Annotated in this window: 21 protein-coding genes; 6 read left to right on the forward strand and 15 right to left on the reverse strand. The window is 73.0% G+C overall.

Annotation, left to right across the window (positions count from 1 at the left end; genetic code table 11):
• Positions 1 to 7 precede the first annotated feature (7 nt).
• The 13 genes from ABD875_RS21640 to ABD875_RS21700 all read right to left on the reverse strand — a co-directional run bounded on the left by ABD875_RS21640 (position 8) and on the right by ABD875_RS21700 (position 9,943).
• The gene (locus ABD875_RS21640; protein WP_345182221.1) at positions 8 to 712 is read right to left on the reverse strand and encodes a GNAT family N-acetyltransferase; all 705 of its coding nucleotides are present in this window, start codon (positions 710 to 712) and stop codon (positions 8 to 10) included.
• A complete protein-coding gene (locus ABD875_RS21645) occupies positions 709 to 1,215 on the reverse strand; it encodes a phosphoribosyltransferase (RefSeq protein ID WP_345182223.1) in 507 nt (168 codons plus the stop codon). Before ABD875_RS21645 ends, ABD875_RS21640 begins: the two co-directional genes overlap by 4 nt.
• A 26-nt stretch (positions 1,216 to 1,241) precedes the next feature.
• Positions 1,242 to 1,916 carry a regulatory protein RecX gene (locus tag ABD875_RS21650; protein WP_345182224.1) on the reverse strand — a complete coding sequence of 225 codons (675 nt, stop codon included), beginning with the start codon at positions 1,914 to 1,916 and terminating at the stop codon, positions 1,242 to 1,244.
• Positions 1,917 to 1,975: 59 nt separating this feature from the next.
• Positions 1,976 to 3,022 carry a recombinase RecA gene (gene recA, locus ABD875_RS21655; protein ID WP_345182225.1) on the reverse strand — a complete coding sequence of 349 codons (1,047 nt, stop codon included), beginning with the start codon at positions 3,020 to 3,022 and terminating at the stop codon, positions 1,976 to 1,978.
• A 164-nt stretch (positions 3,023 to 3,186) separates the two neighbouring features.
• On the reverse strand, positions 3,187 to 3,987 hold the full coding sequence (locus ABD875_RS21660) for an S-methyl-5'-thioadenosine phosphorylase (protein WP_345182228.1): 801 nt from the start codon (positions 3,985 to 3,987) through the stop codon (positions 3,187 to 3,189).
• A gap of 4 nt (positions 3,988 to 3,991) precedes the next feature.
• A complete protein-coding gene (locus ABD875_RS21665) occupies positions 3,992 to 5,227 on the reverse strand; it encodes an MFS transporter (protein ID WP_345182230.1) in 1,236 nt (411 codons plus the stop codon).
• Complete coding sequence (locus tag ABD875_RS21670) at positions 5,224 to 5,418, reverse strand: DUF3046 domain-containing protein (RefSeq protein WP_345182233.1); 195 nt, start codon at positions 5,416 to 5,418, stop codon at positions 5,224 to 5,226. Before ABD875_RS21670 ends, ABD875_RS21665 begins: the two co-directional genes overlap by 4 nt.
• Positions 5,415 to 6,557 carry a methyltransferase domain-containing protein gene (locus tag ABD875_RS21675; protein WP_345182235.1) on the reverse strand — a complete coding sequence of 381 codons (1,143 nt, stop codon included), beginning with the start codon at positions 6,555 to 6,557 and terminating at the stop codon, positions 5,415 to 5,417. Before ABD875_RS21675 ends, ABD875_RS21670 begins: the two co-directional genes overlap by 4 nt.
• 76 nt (positions 6,558 to 6,633) lie before the next feature.
• Positions 6,634 to 7,035 carry a YkvA family protein gene (locus tag ABD875_RS21680; RefSeq protein WP_345182237.1) on the reverse strand — a complete coding sequence of 134 codons (402 nt, stop codon included), beginning with the start codon at positions 7,033 to 7,035 and terminating at the stop codon, positions 6,634 to 6,636.
• 1 nt (position 7,036) lies between these two features.
• Positions 7,037 to 7,396: a hypothetical protein gene (locus ABD875_RS21685; RefSeq protein ID WP_345182239.1), complete on the reverse strand. Its 360-nt coding sequence runs from the start codon at positions 7,394 to 7,396 to the stop codon at positions 7,037 to 7,039.
• A complete protein-coding gene (locus ABD875_RS21690; protein WP_345182241.1) occupies positions 7,393 to 8,205 on the reverse strand; it encodes an ABC transporter permease in 813 nt (270 codons plus the stop codon). Before ABD875_RS21690 ends, ABD875_RS21685 begins: the two co-directional genes overlap by 4 nt.
• Positions 8,205 to 9,002, reverse strand: coding sequence for an ABC transporter permease (locus ABD875_RS21695; protein WP_345182243.1), 798 nt, complete (start codon positions 9,000 to 9,002; stop codon positions 8,205 to 8,207). Before ABD875_RS21695 ends, ABD875_RS21690 begins: the two co-directional genes overlap by 1 nt.
• Positions 9,002 to 9,943 (reverse strand): ABC transporter ATP-binding protein, encoded by a 942-nt coding sequence (locus tag ABD875_RS21700; protein ID WP_425576210.1) that lies wholly within the window; start codon positions 9,941 to 9,943, stop codon positions 9,002 to 9,004. Before ABD875_RS21700 ends, ABD875_RS21695 begins: the two co-directional genes overlap by 1 nt.
• A gap of 53 nt (positions 9,944 to 9,996) precedes the next feature.
• Between ABD875_RS21700 and ABD875_RS21705 the strand changes: the two genes are divergently transcribed.
• Together ABD875_RS21705 and ABD875_RS21710 are read left to right on the forward strand one after the other, a co-directional pair.
• A complete protein-coding gene (locus ABD875_RS21705; RefSeq protein WP_345182245.1) occupies positions 9,997 to 10,380 on the forward strand; it encodes a RidA family protein in 384 nt (127 codons plus the stop codon).
• A 12-nt stretch (positions 10,381 to 10,392) separates the two neighbouring features.
• A complete protein-coding gene (locus ABD875_RS21710; RefSeq protein WP_345182248.1) occupies positions 10,393 to 11,064 on the forward strand; it encodes an HNH endonuclease family protein in 672 nt (223 codons plus the stop codon).
• Here ABD875_RS21710 and ABD875_RS21715 read toward each other — a convergent pair.
• On the reverse strand, positions 11,048 to 12,010 hold the full coding sequence (locus ABD875_RS21715) for a haloalkane dehalogenase (RefSeq protein WP_345182250.1): 963 nt from the start codon (positions 12,008 to 12,010) through the stop codon (positions 11,048 to 11,050). The two genes, ABD875_RS21710 and ABD875_RS21715, sit on opposite strands and share 17 nt — an antisense overlap.
• A 33-nt stretch (positions 12,011 to 12,043) precedes the next feature.
• The gene (locus ABD875_RS21720; protein ID WP_345182252.1) at positions 12,044 to 12,841 is read right to left on the reverse strand and encodes a helix-turn-helix domain-containing protein; all 798 of its coding nucleotides are present in this window, start codon (positions 12,839 to 12,841) and stop codon (positions 12,044 to 12,046) included.
• Positions 12,842 to 12,958: 117 nt separating this feature from the next.
• On the opposite strand from ABD875_RS21720, the gene ABD875_RS21725 reads away from it, so the two are divergent.
• The 4 genes from ABD875_RS21725 to ABD875_RS21740 are packed head-to-tail and all read left to right on the forward strand — an operon-like array spanning position 12,959 to position 18,935.
• Entirely contained in the window at positions 12,959 to 13,309 is a 351-nt protein-coding gene (locus tag ABD875_RS21725; protein WP_345182254.1) for a nuclear transport factor 2 family protein, read from the forward strand.
• Positions 13,306 to 13,650, forward strand: coding sequence for a DUF1330 domain-containing protein (locus ABD875_RS21730; protein WP_345182257.1), 345 nt, complete (start codon positions 13,306 to 13,308; stop codon positions 13,648 to 13,650). Before ABD875_RS21725 ends, ABD875_RS21730 begins: the two co-directional genes overlap by 4 nt.
• Positions 13,651 to 13,687: 37 nt before the next feature.
• Positions 13,688 to 18,193, forward strand: a complete 4,506-nt coding sequence (locus tag ABD875_RS21735; RefSeq protein WP_345182259.1) for an ATP-dependent helicase — start codon at positions 13,688 to 13,690, stop codon at positions 18,191 to 18,193.
• Positions 18,186 to 18,935 (forward strand): DNA-formamidopyrimidine glycosylase family protein, encoded by a 750-nt coding sequence (locus ABD875_RS21740; protein WP_345182261.1) that lies wholly within the window; start codon positions 18,186 to 18,188, stop codon positions 18,933 to 18,935. Before ABD875_RS21735 ends, ABD875_RS21740 begins: the two co-directional genes overlap by 8 nt.

An 18,935-nucleotide genomic window follows, 5' to 3' on the forward strand; every position in this document is an offset into this window, starting at 1 on the left:
CGCGCGATCATCCCAGCACCCGGGCCACGTCCAGGCTGCACCCGACCACGGTCTCGACGCTGCCGTCCTCCTGCGGCTCGTCGAACCAGAGCCCCTCGGTGAACCCGGCCTTGGCGAGCATCCGCAGCGAGGCCGCGTTGCGGTGGTCGGGTGCGGCGAAGTACGTCGTGGCCGCCGGCAGCCGGCGTCGCGTGCGGACCATCCACGCCCACAGCACCTGGGCGCCGAACCCCCGGCCGCTCCACTCCTCGCACAGCGCGTAGTCGACGCCGATGGCGTCCGGGTCGGGGCCGAGCACCGCATAGTCCGGGTAGTCGCCGATCCGGTAGTCCTGGACGAACCCCACCGACCGGCCGTTGATCTCGGCGACCCACATCCGGGTCGGGCTCATCCCGTCGATGCGGGGGCCGTACGTCGCCTCGATCCGCTCCGCGGTCGGCTCGCCGTCCGACGCCCACCAGCGCCGCAGGTGCTCGCTCTGGCGCCACCGGGTCAGGTCGGGCAGGTCGCCGCGGCCCATCGCGCGGACGGTCACCCGGTTGTCGTGGTCGATGAGGAACTGCTTCACCTCACCGGAGAGGTCGACCGGCACCGGGTCGGCGTGCAGGCTCGCCGCGGTCCGGCGGGCGGCCGCCGCCCACGCCTCGCCGTCGCGCACCACGCCGCTGAGGTCGTGGCCGCGGTCGTGGACGACGACCCGGGGACCGGTCATCCGGCCGTCGCGGACCCGGCCCGGTCGCGCCGGACCAGCGGCGGCGCGGCCGACCACGGGAAGTCGATCCAGGCCTCGGTGTGCCGCCAGACGTAGTCGGCGTGGACCGTGGTCCAGGGCTTCTCGTAGATCACCGCGACCCGCGCCTCGGCGACGTGGTCGGCGCAGAAGTCGCGCACGATCTCCAGCGTCTTGCCGGTGTCGGCGACGTCGTCGGCGATCAGCACGCGCAGTCCGGCGAGGTCGACCGCGTCCGGCGTCGGCGGCAGCATCATCGGGACGTCGAGCCGCTCGTCCACGCCGGTGTAGAACTCGACGTTCACCGCGGACAGGTTCTTCACGTCCAGCGCGTAGCCGAGCCCCATGCCCAGCCCGAGGCCACCGCGGGCGATCGAGAGGATCAGGTCCGGCTCGTAGCCGGAGTCCACCACCTGCTGGGCCAGCTCGCGCACCGCAGTGCCGAAGCTCTCGTAGGTCAGGATCTCGCGCTCGTCAGCAGCCACAGGAGCATTCTTGCGGCCCGGGTGGGTCAGTCGTCCAGTGGATCGCGGTCAGCGGCGGCCAACTCGTCCTTCACGACCGCGAACGCTAGACCAGAGCCGTAGCCCTTGCGCGCCAGCATGCCCACCAGCCGCCGGGTCGCGGTGACGTCGTCGACCCTCGCCAGCGAGCGCAGCTTCTTGCGGACCAGCGCCCGCGCGGCCTCCTCCTCGTCGGCAGGGTCGACCTCGTCGAGCACACCGCGCGCCACCTCGTCGTCGATGCCCTTGCGGCGCAGCTCCTGGGCCAGCGCTCGCCGCGCCAGCCCCTTGCCCGGCTGGCGGGACTGCACCCAGGCCCGGGCGAACGCCTCGTCGTCGACCAGCCCGACCTCCTCGAACCGGTCGAGCAGCCGGGTGGCGACGTCGTCGGGCACCAGCTTCTTGGCGAGCTTGTCGCTGAGCTCCTTGCGGCTGCGGGCCTGGCCGGTCAGCTGGTCGAGCAGGATCTTGCGGGCGACCGACTCCGGGTCCGCCTGCGGCACCTGGGTGGCGGTGTCCTCGGGGGGCGGTGCCTTCCGGCCACGCCGCCTGGAGGGCCTCGAGACGGGACTGTGTCCCTCCTCGACCGCCGGGCCTGGGGTGGCGCGCCTCGTCCACGCGTCCACCCCGGCCGAGACGTCACCGAGCCAGTCGGGCGGCGGCCGGTCCTCGTCGAGACTCATCGGGCCTCCTCGGGTGGTGTCGAGTCAGGCGCCGGGGCGCCTTCCACAACCACCGGCTCTCAGAACGAGTCGACGCCGATCGGCTCGTCGGAGAGCTCGTCGTCGTCGAGGGTGGCGCCGACCCCGAGCTTCTCGAGGATCTTCTTCTCCAGCTCGTTGGCGAGATCGGGGTTGTCGCGCAGGAAGTTCCGCGCGTTCTCCTTGCCCTGGCCGAGCTGGTCGCCCTCGTAGGTGTACCAAGCGCCGGCCTTGCGGACCAGGCCGGCCTCGACGCCGACGTCGATCAGGCTGCCCTCGCGGCTGATGCCCTTGCCGTACATGATGTCGAACTCGGCCTGCTTGAACGGCGGGGCGACCTTGTTCTTGACGACCTTGACGCGGGTGCGGTTGCCGACCATGTCGGTGCCGTCCTTGAGCGTCTCGATCCGGCGCACGTCGAGGCGCACCGAGGCGTAGAACTTCAGCGCCTTGCCACCGGTGGTGGTCTCGGGCGAGCCGAACATCACGCCGATCTTCTCGCGCAGCTGGTTGATGAAGATCGCGGTGGTCTTGGAGTTGTTGAGCGCACCGGTCATCTTGCGCAGCGCCTGGCTCATGAGTCGCGCCTGGAGACCCACGTGGCTGTCGCCCATCTCGCCCTCGATCTCGGCGCGCGGCACGAGCGCGGCCACCGAGTCGATGACGATCAGCGACAGCGCGCCCGAGCGGATCAGCATGTCCGCGATCTCGAGCGCCTGCTCACCGGAGTCCGGCTGGGAGACCAGCAGGGAGTCGGTGTCGACACCGAGGGCCTTGGCGTACTCCGGGTCGAGCGCGTGCTCGGCGTCGATGAACGCCACGACGCCGCCGGCGCGCTGGGCGTTGGCCACCGCGTGCAGGGCGACCGTGGTCTTACCTGACGACTCCGGGCCGTAGATCTCCACCACGCGACCGCGCGGCAGGCCGCCGAGGCCGAGGGCGACGTCGAGGGCGATCGACCCGGTGGGGATCACCTCGAGCGGGGCGCGGACCTCGTCACCGAGGCGCATGACCGAGCCCTTGCCGAACTGCTTCTCGATGTTGGCGAGGGCGGCGTCCAGGGCCTTCTCGCGGTCTCCTCCAGCCATCTGCGGCTTCCTTTGCTGTCGTCGGGTGTCAGGCACATCGGCGACGTTAGAGCGAGCCACCGACAACGCCTGATCAGCACCGTCGACGCCTGTGGACAACCTCGCTCCACGTCATGCCTGTGGAGAGAATCTAGCCCACAATCGAACAGATGTTCGGGAAGGCGTCAGGGTGTGTCGCCGGGGATGGCGTACGTCAGCTCGACCCCCTCGGCCCACGTCGAGCAGGTGCACCCGGCCGGGTCCGCCAGGCCCGCGACGGCCGCGGTCAGCAACCCGGTGAGCCGTTCGAGGTTCGCGCGGAACAGCGCGAACACCTCCTCCTGGCCGACGCCCGCGCCGGACTCCGCGCCGGCGTCCATGTCGGTGACCAGGGCGATCGCGGAGTAGCACATCCGCATCTCCCGGGCGAGCGCCGCCTCGGGGGCACCGGTCATGTTGATGAGGGTGCCGCCCTGGTCGGCGTACCACCGCGACTCGGCGCGCGTGGAGAACCGCGGCCCCTCGATCACGACCATCGCTCCCCCGGCCTTCACGCCCGGGTCGGCGGCCAGGACGGCGCCGGAGACGCGGGGACAGTACGGGTCGGCGAACGGCAGGTGCACCGCGCCGGTCTCGACGTACGACGGGATCCGGCGGAACGTGCGGTCGACCAGCTGGTCCGGCACCACGACGTCGCCCGGGGCGACCGACTCGCTCAGCCCACCGACCGCGCAGGGCGCGAGCACCTGCCGGACGCCGAGCGAGCGCAGCGCCCAGAGGTTCGCGCGGTACGGGATCGCGTGGGGCGGGTGCTCGTGGTGGGGCCCGTGCCGGGGCAGGAACGCCACCCGCCGGCCGGCGACCTCGCCGACCGACACCGGCGCCGAGGGGGCACCGTACGGCGTCTCCACGACGTGCTCCTCGGGCTCCTCGATGAACGTGTAGAAGCCCGAGCCGCCGATGACGGCGACGTCCGCGATGCTCATGTGCTCACCCTGCCGCACGGGTGGTGGCGCGGGCGCCGAACCCGGCGATCGCGACCAGGGCGACGAGCCCGGTCGCGCAGACGGCGAGCTCCGGGTAGCCCCACACGCCGACGACCACGCCGGCCAGGCCGCCGGCCCCGGCAGCGGTCAGGCCCATCACCAGGTCGGCGGCGCCCTGCACGTCCGTGCGCGACTCGAGCGGGGCGTGCTGGGCGATGAGCGTCGAGGCCGCGACGGTCGCGAACGACCAGCCCACGCCGAGCAGGAACAGCCCGGCGAAGATCTCCCACGAACTGCCTTCGGGCGCGAGCGCGCAGAGCACCATCGCCGCGAGCAGGATCAGCGCCCCCTCGACGAGCACCGCGGCCCGGCTGGTGCGGTCGGCCAGGATGCCGACGAGCGGCGAGAACGCGAACATGCCCAGCACGTGCAGGCTGATCACGAAGCCGATCACGCGGAGCTCGGCGTGCCCGTGCTCCATGTGCAGCGGCGTCATCACCATGATCCCGACCATCGCGGCGTGCGCGCAGGCCATGCCGAGCACGGCGAAGGCGATCACCGGTCGCTCCCGCGCCGCCGCGACCGCGCGGGCCCAGGCGGTCCCGTGCGGCGGCTCCGGTACGACGCCGGCCGCCTCGCGGGCGAGCAGCAGCGGGTCGGGGCGCAGCAGCACGCCGATCACGACCGCGGCCGCGACCATGCCGATGCTGCCGAGCGCGAACGGCCCGGTGAGCTCGGGGATGCCGAGGGCGTCGGCGAACGCACCCGCGGGCCCGGTCAGGTTGGGGCCGAGCACGGCGCCGATGGTCGTCGCCCACACGACCGTCGAGAGCGCGCGGCCCTTGTGCTCGTCCTCGGCGAGGTCGGTGGCGGCGTACCGCGCGCTGCTGTTGGCGGCGGTGGTGGCACCGAGCAGCACCGCACCGAGCAGCAGCAGGGCCATGGACTCCCACACGCCGGCCAGCACGGCGAGGACCGACCCGGAGGCTCCGAGCAGGTAGCCGGCCATCAGGCCGATGCGCCGGCCGCGGGCGTTCATCACCCGCGCCAGCAGGTACGCCGCGACCGCGGCGCCGAGCACCTGGAACGTCTGCGCGAGCCCCGCCAGGCTCTCCGACCCGGAGATGTCACGCGCCAGCAGCGAGGCGGTCGCGATCCCGATCGTGATGCCGACGGCGCCGACCGCCTGGGCGACGACGAGGGTGCGGACCGTCCGGCGCTGGACCTCCGCCAGGCTCACTGCTTGGTCAGCGGAAGGCCGAGTGCTCGCCATACGGACGCCCACACCTCCTTCGGCGGGACCCCTGCGGCCAGCGCTTCGTCGACCGTGCGGCCGCCGAGGTCGGTCAGCACGAACATGCTGGCCCAGGACCGGGCGTACGACGGACCGAGCGCGTCGTCCATCCGGGCCCAGAACTCCGTGTGCCTCATCCGCGACGCCTTGCGCGCACCTCGAGCCACGGCTGGTCGGACTGGAAGCCGACGTACTGCCGCACCGTCTCGACCTCCCACCCGGCGCCGTCGACGACCGCGCGCAGCGGCTCGGCCCTCCAGAACGTGAAGCGTCGCGGCCCGGCGACGTGGCCGTGCGTGGACCACGCCGCACCGTCGCCCTCCTTGACGCTGAACCGCAGCAGCCCGCCGACCGCGGTGGCGTCCGCGAGCCGGCGCAGCACCACGGGCAGGTCGGTGCGCTCGACGTGCAGGAGGCAGGCGTTGGCCCAGACGCCGTCGTACGGCACACCCGGGCGCTCGGGGTCGTCCAGGTCGTCGGTGAGCGGGTCGAGCACGTCGGCGACCTTGCCGTCGGCGCGCATCAGCTCGACGAAGCCCGGGGACACGTCGGTGCGGCGCACGCTCAGGCCACAGGTCTCGAGGTGCCGGGCGTCGCGTCCGCCGGCGCTGCCGACCTCCAGCACACGTCCGCCGGAGCCGACCGCGGCGGCGAACTCGCTGATCATCGCGTCGATGACCTCGTTCTCGGTGCCGTCGCGGAACGCCGCGGCCGACGCGTCGTAGGCGAGGACGGTCGCGCGCGCGACCGCGGCGCGGACGTCCCACGCGTGGTGGACGAGGTCGTGCAGGTGGTAGCGGCCGATGGAGTCGACGGTGAACTCGCTGCCGTTGCTGCGGAACCCGCGCCGCTCCCAGGCGTCGTCGGGCACCGACTCGTAGCGCGCGGCGGCCGACTCGGCGGCCGCGAGCAGCTCCGCGGACACGGTCGCGGGGTCCTGCTCGGCGTACCGCTCCTCGACCGCGGTCGCGTCCTGGTCCCAGTTCGCGAACGTCGGGTCGTCCTCGCCGAGCATCAGCCCGACCCGGACGTCGAAGATCCGGTTGACGTCGCGCACGTGGCAGGCGTACTCCAGCGTCGACCAGGTCGCCGGGTCCGGCCGGACCGCGGCGTCGTCGAGCGTCAGCACGGCCTGCCAGGTCTGCGCGTTGGCGCGCACGACGTCGGCGATGCCCGCACGCGTCACGGCCGCCGCCTCGAACCCGCACTCCGGGCAGGGCTCGTTCAGGACCCAGGTCCAGTCCTTGTCGTCCGGCACGATCGCGGTCTCGCTCATGGGCGCCATCCTGTCAGCCGAGGCTGAGCCGTCGCGCGCGAGTTCTCGCCACCCTGCATCGAGATGGCGCCATGCTTCACACCCCCGCCAGCCGGCGTACGGCGGCCAAGCCCTCGGGCGTGCCCGGCCAGTGCCGCGCCAGGGCGTCGGGCCCGAGCCGGCGGGCGAGGTAGCGCAGCGCGAACGCGATCACGACCACCTCGTCGGCCAGCCCGATCACCGGGATGAAGTCCGGCACGACGTCGATCGGGAGCACGACGTAGGCGAGCAGCAGCCACAGCCCGACGCGGATCCGGCGGGGTACGCCGGGGTCGGCCGCGACCCGGCGCAGCAGCCGCACGACGTCCGGCACGAGGCGCACCGCATCGCGCAGCGACACCCGGTGGCCGGTGCGACGCGCGCCGACCACCAGCGCGACGAGGAGCAGCAGCCACAGGGCGAGCAGCCCGACGACGATCCCGAGGACGAGGTCCCTCATGTCAGCGCAGGTCGGTCAGGAACGCGGCGACGTCGTCGATGCTCAGCGTCAGCTCACGGATCCGCACCGGCACGCCGAGGACCCGCCCGGTGGTCGCCGGCTCCACGCGGATCCGGACCAGGGGGCCGGGCGTGGTGTTCACGAGCCACCGGCCGCGCCAGCCGTGCGCCCCGATGCTGTGCCGGCGCCACGGGACCGAGTCGACGGCCTGGATCGCGCCGCGCGGCACGGCGACGCGGAACGACCAGCCGAGCGTGACGACCAGGACCTGGCGCGACACCTCCACCCGGGGTCGGACGAACAACAGCAGCAGGAGCACGCGAAGCACCGGGTGCGGCCGCGGCATGCGGTGGCTGCTCACGGCAGCAGCAGCTTGTCGAGGCGACGGCGCGCGATGAGCAGGCCGACCACGCCCATGGCGACGAGGTAGACCACCGACACCAGCGAGTCCCACGAGACCGTCCCGGTCGTGAGCTCGCGGCACAGCACCACTCCGCGGTAGAGCGGCGTCACCTCCACGACCCACTGCGCCGCCGTCGGCAGCGCGTCGATCGGGAAGAACGTGGCCGAGAACAGGAACAGCGGCATCAGCGCGAGCGTCACCCACTCGAAGTCCTGCCAGCTGCGCATGTACGTCGTCAGCGCCATGCCGAGCGCGCCGAAGCCGAGCCCGATCAGCAGCGAGGCGGGGACGGCGAGCACCGCCCACCACGAGGAGACCAGACCCATCGCGACCATCACGACCAGGAACCCGGCGGAGTAGATGCCGCCGCGCAGCAGCGACCAGGTGAGCTCCCCGCGGGCGATGTCCATCGTGGTCAGCGGCGTGGCCAGCATCTGGTCGAACAACTTGTTGTACTTCAGCTTGAAGAAGAAGTTGAACGTGCTGTCGAGCACCGAGCCGTTCATGGCCGACGCGGCCAGCATGCCCGGCGCGACGAACTCGGCGTACGGGATCTGCTCGCCGTTGAACTCGAACCCGGTCACCAGGGCGCCGACGCCCACGCCGATCGAGAACAGGTAGAACACCGGCTCCAGGAAGCCGGAGGCGAAGATGTACCAGGCCCGGCGGTAGGCGAGGTAGTTGCGGTAGACGAGCAGCCCGGTGGCCTCGCCGGCGGCGAGCGGGCGGGCGACCGCGCGGGTGGCGGTGGTGGCGACGACGCTCATCAGCTCGACATCCGCTTCGTGAGGCGGCGGACGGCCCAGAACCAGCCGGCGGCCGCGAGGACGGCGAGGTAGACGACGTGCACGAGCGCGGTGGTCCAGTCGACGGTGTCGAGGGTGAGCATCCGGGTCAGGTCGACCCCGTGCCACAGCGGCGTCACCTTGGCGAAGACCTCCATCGGGCGGTCGAGGTTCTCGATCGGGAAGAACGCGCCGGAGAACAGGAACAGCGGGATCATCCCGAGCCGGAACACCAGCGCGAACGGCGCCTCGTCCTTGAGCCCGGCCGAGAACGCGTAGATCGGGGTGGCGAACGCGAGCGCCACGAGGAACTGCACGAGGAACGCGAGCACCGCGCCCCACACGGTCGTGAACACGTCGAACGGCGCCATCACCAGTGTGAACACGCCGCACGTCAGCCCGACGCGGAACAGCACGAAGCCGAGGTGGCCGAGGATCACCTCGCGCACGCTGAGCGGCGTCGCGGTCATCCCGAAGTACGTCTTCTGCCACTTCACCATGCCCATGACCGGGTAGGTCACCTCGCCGAACACCGTCTGCATCGCCTGCGCGGCGAGCAGGCCGGGTGCGATGAAGACGAGGTACGACGAGGCGCCCTCGAGCTGGGACGGGTCGTCGGTGACGTAGTCGCCGAGCAGCACGCCCATCGCGAGCACGTAGAAGAGCGGCGTCACGAAGGACGAGATCGCGGAGCCCTTCCAGGTGCGGCGGTAGACGGTCGCCCAGTAGTCGACCAGCCGGGTGGCGCCGGCGAACGTGTTGGCGGGGGCGGTGCTCATCAGTCCACCAGCGTCCGGCCGGTCAGCCGGAGGAAGACGTCCTCCAGCGTGGAGCGGCGTACGAGCGTCGCGGCGGGCTGGAGCCCGCGCTCGTGCACCTTGGCGATGGTCTCCTCGCCGTCGGAGGTGTAGAGCAGGAGGCGGTCCGGCAGCACCTCGACGCGGTCGGCGAGGTCCTCGACCTTGCTGGCGTGCTGCTCGTTCTCCCCCACCCCGAAGCGCAGCTCGGCGACCTCGCGGGTGGAGTGCTCGGCGATCAGCGCGGCCGGCGACCCCTCGGCGACGATCACGCCCTTGTCCATGACCACGAGCCGGTCGGTGAGCTGCTCGGCCTCGTCCATGTAGTGGGTGGTGAGCACCAGCGTCACGCCCTGCTGCTTGAGCCGGAACAGCCGGTCCCACACGACGTGGCGCGCCTGCGGGTCGAGGCCGGTGGTCGGCTCGTCGAGCAGCAGCACCTCGGGCCGGTTGATCAGGCTGCGCGCGATCGTGAGCCGGCGCTTCATGCCGCCGGAGAGGTCCTCGACGCTCGCGTTGGCCTTCTCGGTGAGCTGGACGAACTCCAGCAGCTCGTCGACCCGCTCCTTGACCTCCTTGCGCGGCAGCCCGAAGTAGCGGCCGTAGACGAAGAGGTTGTCGCGCACCGTGATCTCGGTGTCGAGGGTGTCCTCCTGCGGGCAGACGCCGATCCGGGCGCGGATCTGCGGCCCGTCGGTGGCCGGGTCCATGCCGAGGATGCGCAGCGTCCCCTCGGTCACCGGCGACACGGCCGCGACCATCCGCATCGTGCTCGACTTGCCGGCGCCGTTGGGGCCGAGGAAGCCGAACGCCTCACCACGTCGTACGTCGACGTCGATCCCCCGCACCGCCTCGAAGCTCCCGAAGGACTTGCGCAGCCCGGAGGCGAAGATCATCGAGTCTGGGTCCACAGCAACGTCCACGAGGTGGAACCCTATGCCGGAGCGCCGACAGGCTCATCTGGTTTGCTCCTCGCATGTCGCGCACCTCCGCCCGGTCCGGGTCGCCGTACGAGTCCACCATCGGCTTCAGCCGCGCTGTCCGCGTCGGCGGCACGGTCGCCGTCAGCGGGACCGCGCCGGTGTGGCCGGACGGCAGCTGCGACCCCGATCCGGCCGTCCAGGCGCGGCGCTGCTGGGAGATCATGCTCGCCGCGCTCGAGGAGCTCGGCGGCAGCGTCTCGGACGTGATCCGCACCCGGCAGTACCTCGTCGACCCCGCCGACGCCGACGCCGTGGGCCGCGTCCACGGCGAGGTCTTCCAGGGCGTCCAGCCGGCCAGCACCATGCTCGTCGTCAAGGCGCTCCTCGACCCGCGCTGGAAGGTCGAGATGGAGCTCGACGCCGTCCTCCCGGACTGAACGACGTCGAAGGTGGAGACTGGAGTGGTGCGCCGCCGTACCTCGCTCCTCGTGCTCGCTGCCGCCCTGGTGGCGTCGGCGCCGCTCGCGCCCGTTCCGGCGACCGCGCAGTCGGACACGGTCCAGCTGCGACTGCGGGCGGCGGTCCGGCAGCTCGACGTCGCGGCCGAGCGGCCCGACGGGTACGACCGCGACGAGTTCAAGCACTGGGTCGACGCGGACGACGACTGCCAGGACACCCGCGACGAGGTGCTGGCGGCGGAGTCGCGGGTCGCGGTGACGGCCTGCGACGTCACCGAGGGCGAGTGGTTCTCGTACTACGACCACCTCACGTGGACCCGGTCGTCGGACGTCGACATCGACCACATGGTCCCGCTCAAGGAGGCCTGGGACTCCGGCGCCCACGCATGGGACGACGCCACCCGCGAGCGCTACGCCAACGACCTCGGTGACCGCCGCTCCCTGGTCGCGGTGACCGACAACGAGAACCAGTCGAAGTCCGACCGCGACCCCGCCGAGTGGCTGCCGGACTTCGAGGTCTGCCGGTACGTCGCGGAGTGGACGGCGGTGAAGACCCGCTGGGACCTCACCGTCGACCGGACCGAGAAGACGACGCTGCGGCAGCTGGCGCGGGACTGCCCCAACCGGCGGCTGACCGTGCAGACCGTCACGTCGTCGCGATGACCTCGGCGACGACCCGGCCGAGCTCCGCCCCGGCGTCCTCCTGGAGGAAGTGACCCGCGCCGGCGATCGTCACGTGCGACCGCCCACGCGCGCCGGGAACCCGCTCCTGGAACACCGCGTCCCAGCCGCGCGTCGCCGGGTCACCGTCGGAGTAGGCGGTCACGAACGGGCGGTCGAACTCCTCGAGCGCGCGCATCGTCCGGCGCCCGATCCGCGCCCCGGGATCGTTGCGGGTCAGTGGCAGCAGCGCGGTCATCTGCCGCAGCCCGGAGGTGTGCTCGACCGAGGGGTACGGCGCGTCGTACGCCGCCAGCACCTCCGCGGACACGGGGGCAACGGTGGCCGCGCCGACGAAGTCGCTGGCCCTCAGCTCGGGTGCGCGCTGGGTGTGGAGCAGGTAGTCGAGCAGCGCCTCCTCGACGACCACGCGCGAGTCGCCCGACCCGTGCACCGCCCACGTCAGCCGGTCGGCGAGCGCCGGGTCCGCGGTGTGCAGGATCGTGTTCGCGGCGACCACCCGGGCGAACCGCTCCGGCTCGGCGGCCAGCACGCTGAACCCGATCGGCCCGCCCCAGTCCTGGGCCACCAGCGTCACGTCGCGCAGGTCGAGGCCGGTCACCAGGCTCCGGGTCCACGCGACGTGCCGGGCGAAGGTGTAGTCGGTCGGCCGCGCCGGCTTGTCGGAGCGCCCGAACCCGATGTTGTCGGGCGCGACCACGCGGACACCCGCGGCCACCAGCACCGGCACGACCTTCCGGTAGAGGTAGGACCAGGTCGGCTGGCCGTGCAGCAGCAGCGCCACCGGCCCGTCAGCGGGACCCTCGTCGAGGTAGTGCATCCGCAGTGGTGGCACCCCGTCGGCGACCACCTCGGCGTAGTGCGGCGCGAAGGGGAAGTCCGGCAGCCCGTCGAAGCGGTCGTCGGGTGTCCTCAGTACGTCGCTCACGCGCGACAGTGTCGCGCACGCACACCTCTCGGCTCAGCCGAACGCCTCCCGCGTCGCCACGTCCGCGGGCAGGAACGTCTCGAGGTGCACGCCCTCCAGCGCGGCGTCGGTCGCGGTGTCGAGCTGCGCCGAGGTGCTGAAGAACCGGAGCGTCCCGGCCGGGGACTCGAGCTCGAGGGTGAGGACCGGCCCGCTGCTCGTCAGCGGGCCGGGCGGCCCGCCCAGGTAAGACTCGATCTCGGCGACGAGCTCCCGGTGGCGCCGGTCGTGGGTGTGCTCGGCCCGATGGGACGCCTGCTGGTGCAGGTGCGCGGCCCACGTGTGCAGGTTGCGGATGCGCGGCGCCAACCCGCCGGGGTGGAGGGTCAGCCGGAGCACGTTCAACGGCGGCTCCAGCAGTGCCGGATCGCAGCCGACCAGCATCAGGTCGACCGCGGCGTTCGCGTCGATGACGTCCCAGAACGTGTCGAGGAGCAGCGCCGGGTACGGCAGGTGGGCATCGAGGAGGTGCCGCAGACCGTCCATCACCACGGCGACGGAGCCGTCGTCGAGCTGGTGGTCGCGGTACGCCGGCGCATACCCCGCAGCGAGCAGCAGCCGGTTGCGCTCGCGGAGCGGCACGTCCAGGTGGTCGGCCAGGTGCAGGACCATCTCGGGGGTCGGTCGCGCCTTTCCCGTCTCGACGCGGCTCAGGTGACGAGTGCTCACCCGCGACCGGTTGGACAGCTCGAGCTGGCTGAACCGGCGGCGCTCACGCCAGGTGCGCAGCAACGCACCCACATCGCCAGGGTTCACGACGGGGTTCACCACGGGGTCCACGACCAGGGCCATGCCGCCAGCCTAGGGAGCCGGGCTCCGGCGTCCCATGACCTCCGAGGTCATGGACCGTCGTCGCCCACCGGCGCGAGGCTCGACGCCGTCAACACCCGACGGAGGAGAGGAAGCATCATGAGCGACATCGTGGAGCAGTACCTGGCGACCTGGAACGCGTCCGGCGCCGAGCGTGAGGCCCTGCTGGCCGAGCACTGGTCCCCCGACGTGAGGTACGTCGACCCGCTTGCCGAGGTCAGCGGAACGGCTGCCGTCGGCGCCCTCGTCGACGCCGTCCAGGGTCAGTTCCCGGGCTTCGTCTTCAGCCAGGCCTCGGAGGCGGACGCGCACCACCGCCAGCTGCGGTTCTCGTGGGGTCTCGGCCCCGAGGGCGAGGAGCCGGTGGTGATCGGGTTCGACGTGGTCGTGCTCGACGAGGACGGTCGGATCCAGGACGTCCGCGGCTTCCTCGACCGGGTGCCGGCGTGAGCACGCGCCGGGGCTACGCGGTCGCGTTCCTGAGCGACGTGCGGATCGGCCCGGAGATCCTGCGCTACATCGAGCAGATCGAGGCGACCTTCGAGCCGTTCGGCGGCGAGTGGGTGGTGCACGGCAGCCAGCCGGAGATCGCGGAGGGCCACTGGCGGGGGGACCTGGTGGTCATCGGCTTCCCATCGATCGTCGCCGCTCGGGACTGGTACGCCTCGCCGGCGTACCAGGAGATCCTCGAGCTCCGGAGCCGGCACTCCGACTCGGTGGCGCTCCTGGTGGAAGGCGTGCGGGACGGCTACCGCGCCGAGGAGACGCTCCACAAGCTGCGTACCGGCTGACGGGTGCCTTGTCGGTGCCGTGAGCAAGGATGGGCGGGTGGCAGCAGCCCTCGACAGGTTCAGCGAGCCGACCCGCACCTGGTTCGGGGCGGCCTTCGCCGAGCCGACCCCTGCCCAGGCGGGCGCGTGGACGGCGATCGGCGCCGGCAAGCACGCGCTCGTAGTCGCGCCCACCGGCTCCGGCAAGACGCTGAGCGCGTTCCTGTGGAGCCTCGACCGGCTGCTGACCGGGGAGCGGCCGCAGGACAAGCAGAAGCGCACCCGGGTCCTCTACATCTCCCCGCTGAAGGCGCTCGGTGTCGACGTCGAGCGCAACCTGCGCGCCCCGCTGACCGGCATCCGGCACACGGCCGACCGGCTCGGCACGCCGGTCCCGGAGGTGAACGTCGGCGTCCGTTCCGGCGACACGCCGGCCGCGGACCGGCGCAAGCTGGTCACGAGCCCGCCCGACATCCTGATCACCACGCCCGAGTCGCTGTTCTTGATGCTGACCAGCCAGGCCCGCGAGAGCCTGCGCGGCGTCGAGACCGTCATCGTCGACGAGGTCCACGCGGTGGCCGGCGGCAAGCGGGGCGCGCACCTCGCGGTCACCCTCGAGCGCCTCGACGCGCTGCTGGACCGCCCGGCGCAGCGCATCGGTCTCTCCGCGACGGTCCGCCCGCTCGAGGAGGTCGCGCGGTTCCTCGGCGGGAGCGCGCCGGTCGAGATCGTCGCCCCGCCGTCCGCGAAGGAGTGGGACCTCGAGGTCGTCGTCCCCGTCGAGGACATGACCGCTCCCGAGGAGTACGACGACGAGGACGACGGCGACCCGCAGCGCGCCCAGAGCATCTGGCCGCACGTCGAGGAGCGCGTCGTCGACCTGATCGAGCAGCACCGGTCGACGATCGTGTTCGCGAACTCCCGGCGCCTCGCCGAGCGGCTGACGGCGCGGCTGAACGAGATCGCGACCAAGCGCGCCGGGGTGGACCTCGACGCGGGCGGCCCGCCGGCTGAGCTGATGGCGCAGTCCGGGCAGAGCCACGGCGCCGAGCAGGTGATCGCGAAGGCGCACCACGGCTCGGTGTCGAAGGAGCAGCGGGCGCTCATCGAGGACGACCTCAAGCGCGGCCGGCTCCCCTGCGTGGTCGCGACCAGCAGCCTCGAGCTCGGCATCGACATGGGCGCGGTCGACCTGGTCGTCCAGATCGAGTCGCCGCCCAGCGTCGCGAGTGCCCTCCAGCGCGTCGGCCGCGCCGGCCACCAGGTCGGCGAGGTGTCGCGCGGGGTGCTGTTCCCCAAGCACCGCGGCGACCTCGCCCAGACCGCGGTCGCCGTCGGCCGGATGCGCACCGGCGCGATCGAGTCGCTGCGGGTGCCCACCAACCCGCTGGACGTCCTCGCCCAGCAGGTCGTCGCCGCCACCGCGCTCGACGCCTGGGCCGTGGACGACCTGTTCGAGCTCGTCAAGCGCAGCGCGCCGTTCGCGAACCTCCCTCGCAGCGCGTACGACGCCACCCTCGACCTGCTCAGCGGCCGCTACCCCTCCGACGAGTTCGCCGAGCTCCGCCCGCGCATCGTCTGGGACCGCGTCACCGGCACCCTCACCGGCCGGCCGGGCGCCCAGCGGCTCGCGGTCACCAGTGGTGGCACCATCCCCGACCGCGGCCTGTTCGGCGTCTTCCTCGTCGGCGGCGAGGGTCCGGGCCGGCGCGTCGGCGAGCTCGACGAGGAGATGGTCTACGAGTCCCGCGTCGGCGACGTCTTCGCGCTCGGCGCCACGAGCTGGCGGATCGAGGACATCACCCACGACCGGGTGCTGGTCACCCCGGCGCCCGGGATCCCCGGCCGGCTGCCGTTCTGGAAGGGCGACGCCCTCGGGCGGCCCGCCGAGCTCGGGCAGGCGATCGGGGCGTTCACCCGCGAGCTCGGCGCGCTCCCGCGCGAGCGCGCCCAGGCCCGCGCCCAGGAGGACGGCCTCGACGAGTACGCCGCCGGCAACCTGGTCGCCTACCTGCACGAGCAGCTCGACGCCACCAACCTGCTCCCCAGCGACCAGACCCTGGTGGTCGAGCGGTTCCGCGACGAGCTCGGCGACTGGCGCCTGGTCGTGCACTCGCCGTACGGCACCCCGGTCCACGCGCCCTGGGCGCTGGCGATCAACGCCCGGCTGCGGGAGCGGTACGGCGTCGACGGGCAGGCGGTCGCCTCCGACGACGGCATCGTCGTGCGCATCCCCGACACCGACGCGGAGCCGCCGTCCGGCGACGTCATCGTGTTCGAGCCCGACGAGATCGAGGCGGTCGTCACCGACGAGGTCGGCGGGTCGGCGCTGTTCGCCGCCCGGTTCCGCGAGTGCGCGGCACGGGCCCTGCTGCTCCCCCGGCGCGACCCCGGCCGGCGCTCGCCGCTGTGGCAGCAGCGCCAGCGCTCGGCCGTCCTGCTCGAGGTCGCCTCGAAGTACCCGTCCTTCCCGATCGTCCTCGAGGCCGTGCGCGAGTGCCTGCAGGACGTCTACGACCTCCCCTCGCTGGTGGCGCTGATGCGCGGCGTCGACCGGCGCGAGGTCCAGGTGGTCGACGTGTCGACCACGCAGCCGTCGCCGTTCGCCCGCAGCCTGCTGTTCGGGTACGTCGCCCAGTTCATGTACGAGGGCGACTCCCCCATCGCCGAGCGCCGGGCCGCCGCGCTCTCCCTCGACCAGGGCCTCCTGGCCGAGCTGCTCGGCCGCGCCGAGCTGCGCGAGCTGCTCGACCCCGAGGTGCTGGCCGAGGTCGAGGCCGAGCTGCAGCGCACGACACCGGAGCGGCGGGCCCGCGACGCCGAGGGCGTGGCGGACCTGCTGCGGCTGCTCGGGCCGCTCAGCACGGCCGAGGTCGCCGAGCGCTCCACCGCCGACCCGGCCGACTGGCTGCAGGCGCTCGCCGACCAGCGCCGCGTGGTCGCGGTCCGGATGGGCGGCGACGAGCGCTGGGCCGCGATCGAGGACGTCGGCCGGCTGCGCGACGGGCTCGGCGTCCCGGTCCCGCCCGGCACCCCGGACGCGTTCACCGATCCGGTCGACGACCCGCTCGCCGACCTGGTCGCCCGGTTCGCGCGGACCCACGGCCCGTTCACCACCGAGGACGTCGCGACCCGGCTCGGGCTCGGCGTCGCGGTCGTCCGGCACACCCTGCAGCGACTGGCCGCTCAGGGTCGGGTCCTCGACGGCGAGTTCCGGCCCTCCGGTTCCGGCACCGAGTGGTGCGACGCCGAGGTGCTCCGCAAGCTGCGCCGCCGCTCGCTGGCCAAGCTGCGCCAGGAGATCGAGCCGGTCGAGCCGGACACCCTGGGCCGGTTCGTCCCCGCCTGGCAGCACGTCGGCGGCCGCCACCGCGGCATCGACGGCGTGCTCACCGTCATCGACCAGCTCGCGGGGTGCGCCGTCCCGGCCTCGGCGCTGGAGCCGTTGGTGCTCGCCAGCCGGGTGCGCGACTACGAGCCGTCGTACCTCGACGAGCTCACCGCCTCCGGCGAGGTCCTCTGGGCCGGGCACGCCGCGCTCCCCGGCTCCGACGGCTGGGTCTCGCTGCACCTCGCCGACCAGGCACACCTGACGCTCCCGGACCACGCCCCCTTCGAGCACAGCGAGCTGCACCAGGCGGTGCTCGACGCCCTGGCCCCGGGCGGCGCCTGGTTCTTCCGCCAGCTCTCCGACTCGGTGGGTTCGACCAACGACGCCGCGCTCTCGACCGCCCTCTGGGACCTCGTCTGGGCGGGCCGGATCAGCAACGACACGCTCACCCCGCTGCGCGCGCTGACCCGCAGCGGCACCCCGGCCCACCGCACCCGGCGCCCGCCGCCGCGGCTGGGCCGGCGACCGGGCAGCGGCGTCGCGCGCACCGGCCCGCCCGAGACCGCCGGGCGCTGGGCGCTGCTGCCGTCGATCGACACCGACACCACGCGCCGGGCGCACGCGTTCGCCGAGCGGCTCCTCGACCGGCACGGCGTGGTCACCCGGGGCGCGGTGGTGAACGAGCGGGTGCCGGGCGGCTTCGCGGCCGTCTACAAGGTGCTGTCGGCGTTCGAGGACTCCGGCCGTTGCCGGCGTGGCTACTTCGTCGCCGGGCTCGGCGCCGCGCAGTTCGGCACCGCCGGCGCCGTCGACCGGCTGCGCACGTTCTCCGAGGTGCCGGTGGACGCCAAGCCGAGCGCGATCGCGTTGGCCGCCACCGATCCTGCCAACCCGTACGGCGCCGCGCTCCCCTGGCCGGAGACGTCCGGCCACCGTCCGGGCCGCAAGGCCGGTGCGATCGTGGTGCTGGTCGACGGCGTGCTCACGATGTACGTCGAGCGCGGCGGGCGCACCCTGCTCACCTGGACCGAGGAGCCCGACCAGCTCGGACCCGCGGCGGCGTCGCTCGCCGAGGCCGCCCAGCGCGGCAGCCTGGGCCGGATGACGGTCGAGAAGGCCGACGGCGAGCAGCTGCTCGGGTCCGGGCCGACCCCGCTGCGGGAGGCTCTCCAGGCGGCCGGGTTCGTGGCGACGCCGCGTGGCCTCCGACTCAGGACGCCCGCCGGTGCCTGAGGGCGACGCCGTACGCCGCACCGCGCGCCGGCTCGCGCGGGCGCTCGACGGCCGGGTCCTGACCCGCACCGACTTCCGGGTCCCGCAGCACGCGACCGCCGACCTCGCGGGTGCGCGCGTGCTCGAGACGGTCTCCCGCGGCAAGCACCTGCTCACCCGCATCGACGCAGCCGACGGTCCGGTCACGCTCCACACCCACCTGAAGATGGAGGGCTCGTGGCGGACCTTCGAGCCCGGCAAGCGGTGGAACCCACGCTCACACGAGATCCGGGTGGTGCTCGAGACCGACGGGCCGACCGCGGTGGGCTACCTGCTCGGGATCGTCGAGCTGCTTCCCACCGCCCGCGAGGACGACGCCGTGGGGCACCTGGGCCCGGACCTGCTCGGGCCGGACTGGGACGAGGACGAGGCGCTGAGGCGGCTGCGTGAGCACCCCGACGAGGCGGCCTTCGAGGCGCTGCGCGTCCAGTCGAACCTCGCCGGGATCGGCACCATCTATGCCGCGGAGGTGCTGTTCGTCATGGGTGTCGCCCCGGCGACGCCGATCGGCGAGGTCCCCGACCTCCCCCGGATGCTGCGCCGGGTGCGCCAGATGCTCGACCAGGACTGGTCACGGTCGAACCGGATGTGGGTCTACCGCCAGCGGCTGTGCCGGCGTTGCGGCACCCAGGTACGCGTCGACCAGCTCGGACCGGCCGGCATGGAGCGGTCGGCGTACTGGTGCCCGTCCTGCCAGAGGTGA

The sequence above is a fragment of the Nocardioides caricicola genome, assembly GCF_039541135.1.
GTDB classification, from domain to species: domain Bacteria; phylum Actinomycetota; class Actinomycetes; order Propionibacteriales; family Nocardioidaceae; genus Nocardioides; species Nocardioides caricicola.

Coding starts and splice junctions, on each gene's coding strand:
- ABD875_RS21660 (WP_345182228.1), bottom strand. CDS start 3,987: ATGAGCATCGCGGACGTCGCCGTCATCGGCGGCTCGGGCTTCTACACG.
- ABD875_RS21650 (WP_345182224.1), bottom strand. CDS start 1,916: ATGAGTCTCGACGAGGACCGGCCGCCGCCCGACTGGCTCGGTGACGTC.
- ABD875_RS21670 (WP_345182233.1), bottom strand. CDS start 5,418: ATGAGGCACACGGAGTTCTGGGCCCGGATGGACGACGCGCTCGGTCCG.
- ABD875_RS21690 (WP_345182241.1), bottom strand. CDS start 8,205: ATGAGCGTCGTCGCCACCACCGCCACCCGCGCGGTCGCCCGCCCGCTC.
- ABD875_RS21720 (WP_345182252.1), bottom strand. CDS start 12,841: ATGGCCCTGGTCGTGGACCCCGTGGTGAACCCCGTCGTGAACCCTGGC.
- recA (WP_345182225.1), bottom strand. CDS start 3,022: ATGGCTGGAGGAGACCGCGAGAAGGCCCTGGACGCCGCCCTCGCCAAC.
- ABD875_RS21695 (WP_345182243.1), bottom strand. CDS start 9,002: ATGAGCACCGCCCCCGCCAACACGTTCGCCGGCGCCACCCGGCTGGTC.
- ABD875_RS21680 (WP_345182237.1), bottom strand. CDS start 7,035: ATGAGGGACCTCGTCCTCGGGATCGTCGTCGGGCTGCTCGCCCTGTGG.
- ABD875_RS21640 (WP_345182221.1), bottom strand. CDS start 712: ATGACCGGTCCCCGGGTCGTCGTCCACGACCGCGGCCACGACCTCAGC.
- ABD875_RS21725 (WP_345182254.1), top strand. CDS start 12,959: ATGAGCGACATCGTGGAGCAGTACCTGGCGACCTGGAACGCGTCCGGC.
- ABD875_RS21675 (WP_345182235.1), bottom strand. CDS start 6,557: ATGAGCGAGACCGCGATCGTGCCGGACGACAAGGACTGGACCTGGGTC.
- ABD875_RS21705 (WP_345182245.1), top strand. CDS start 9,997: ATGTCGCGCACCTCCGCCCGGTCCGGGTCGCCGTACGAGTCCACCATC.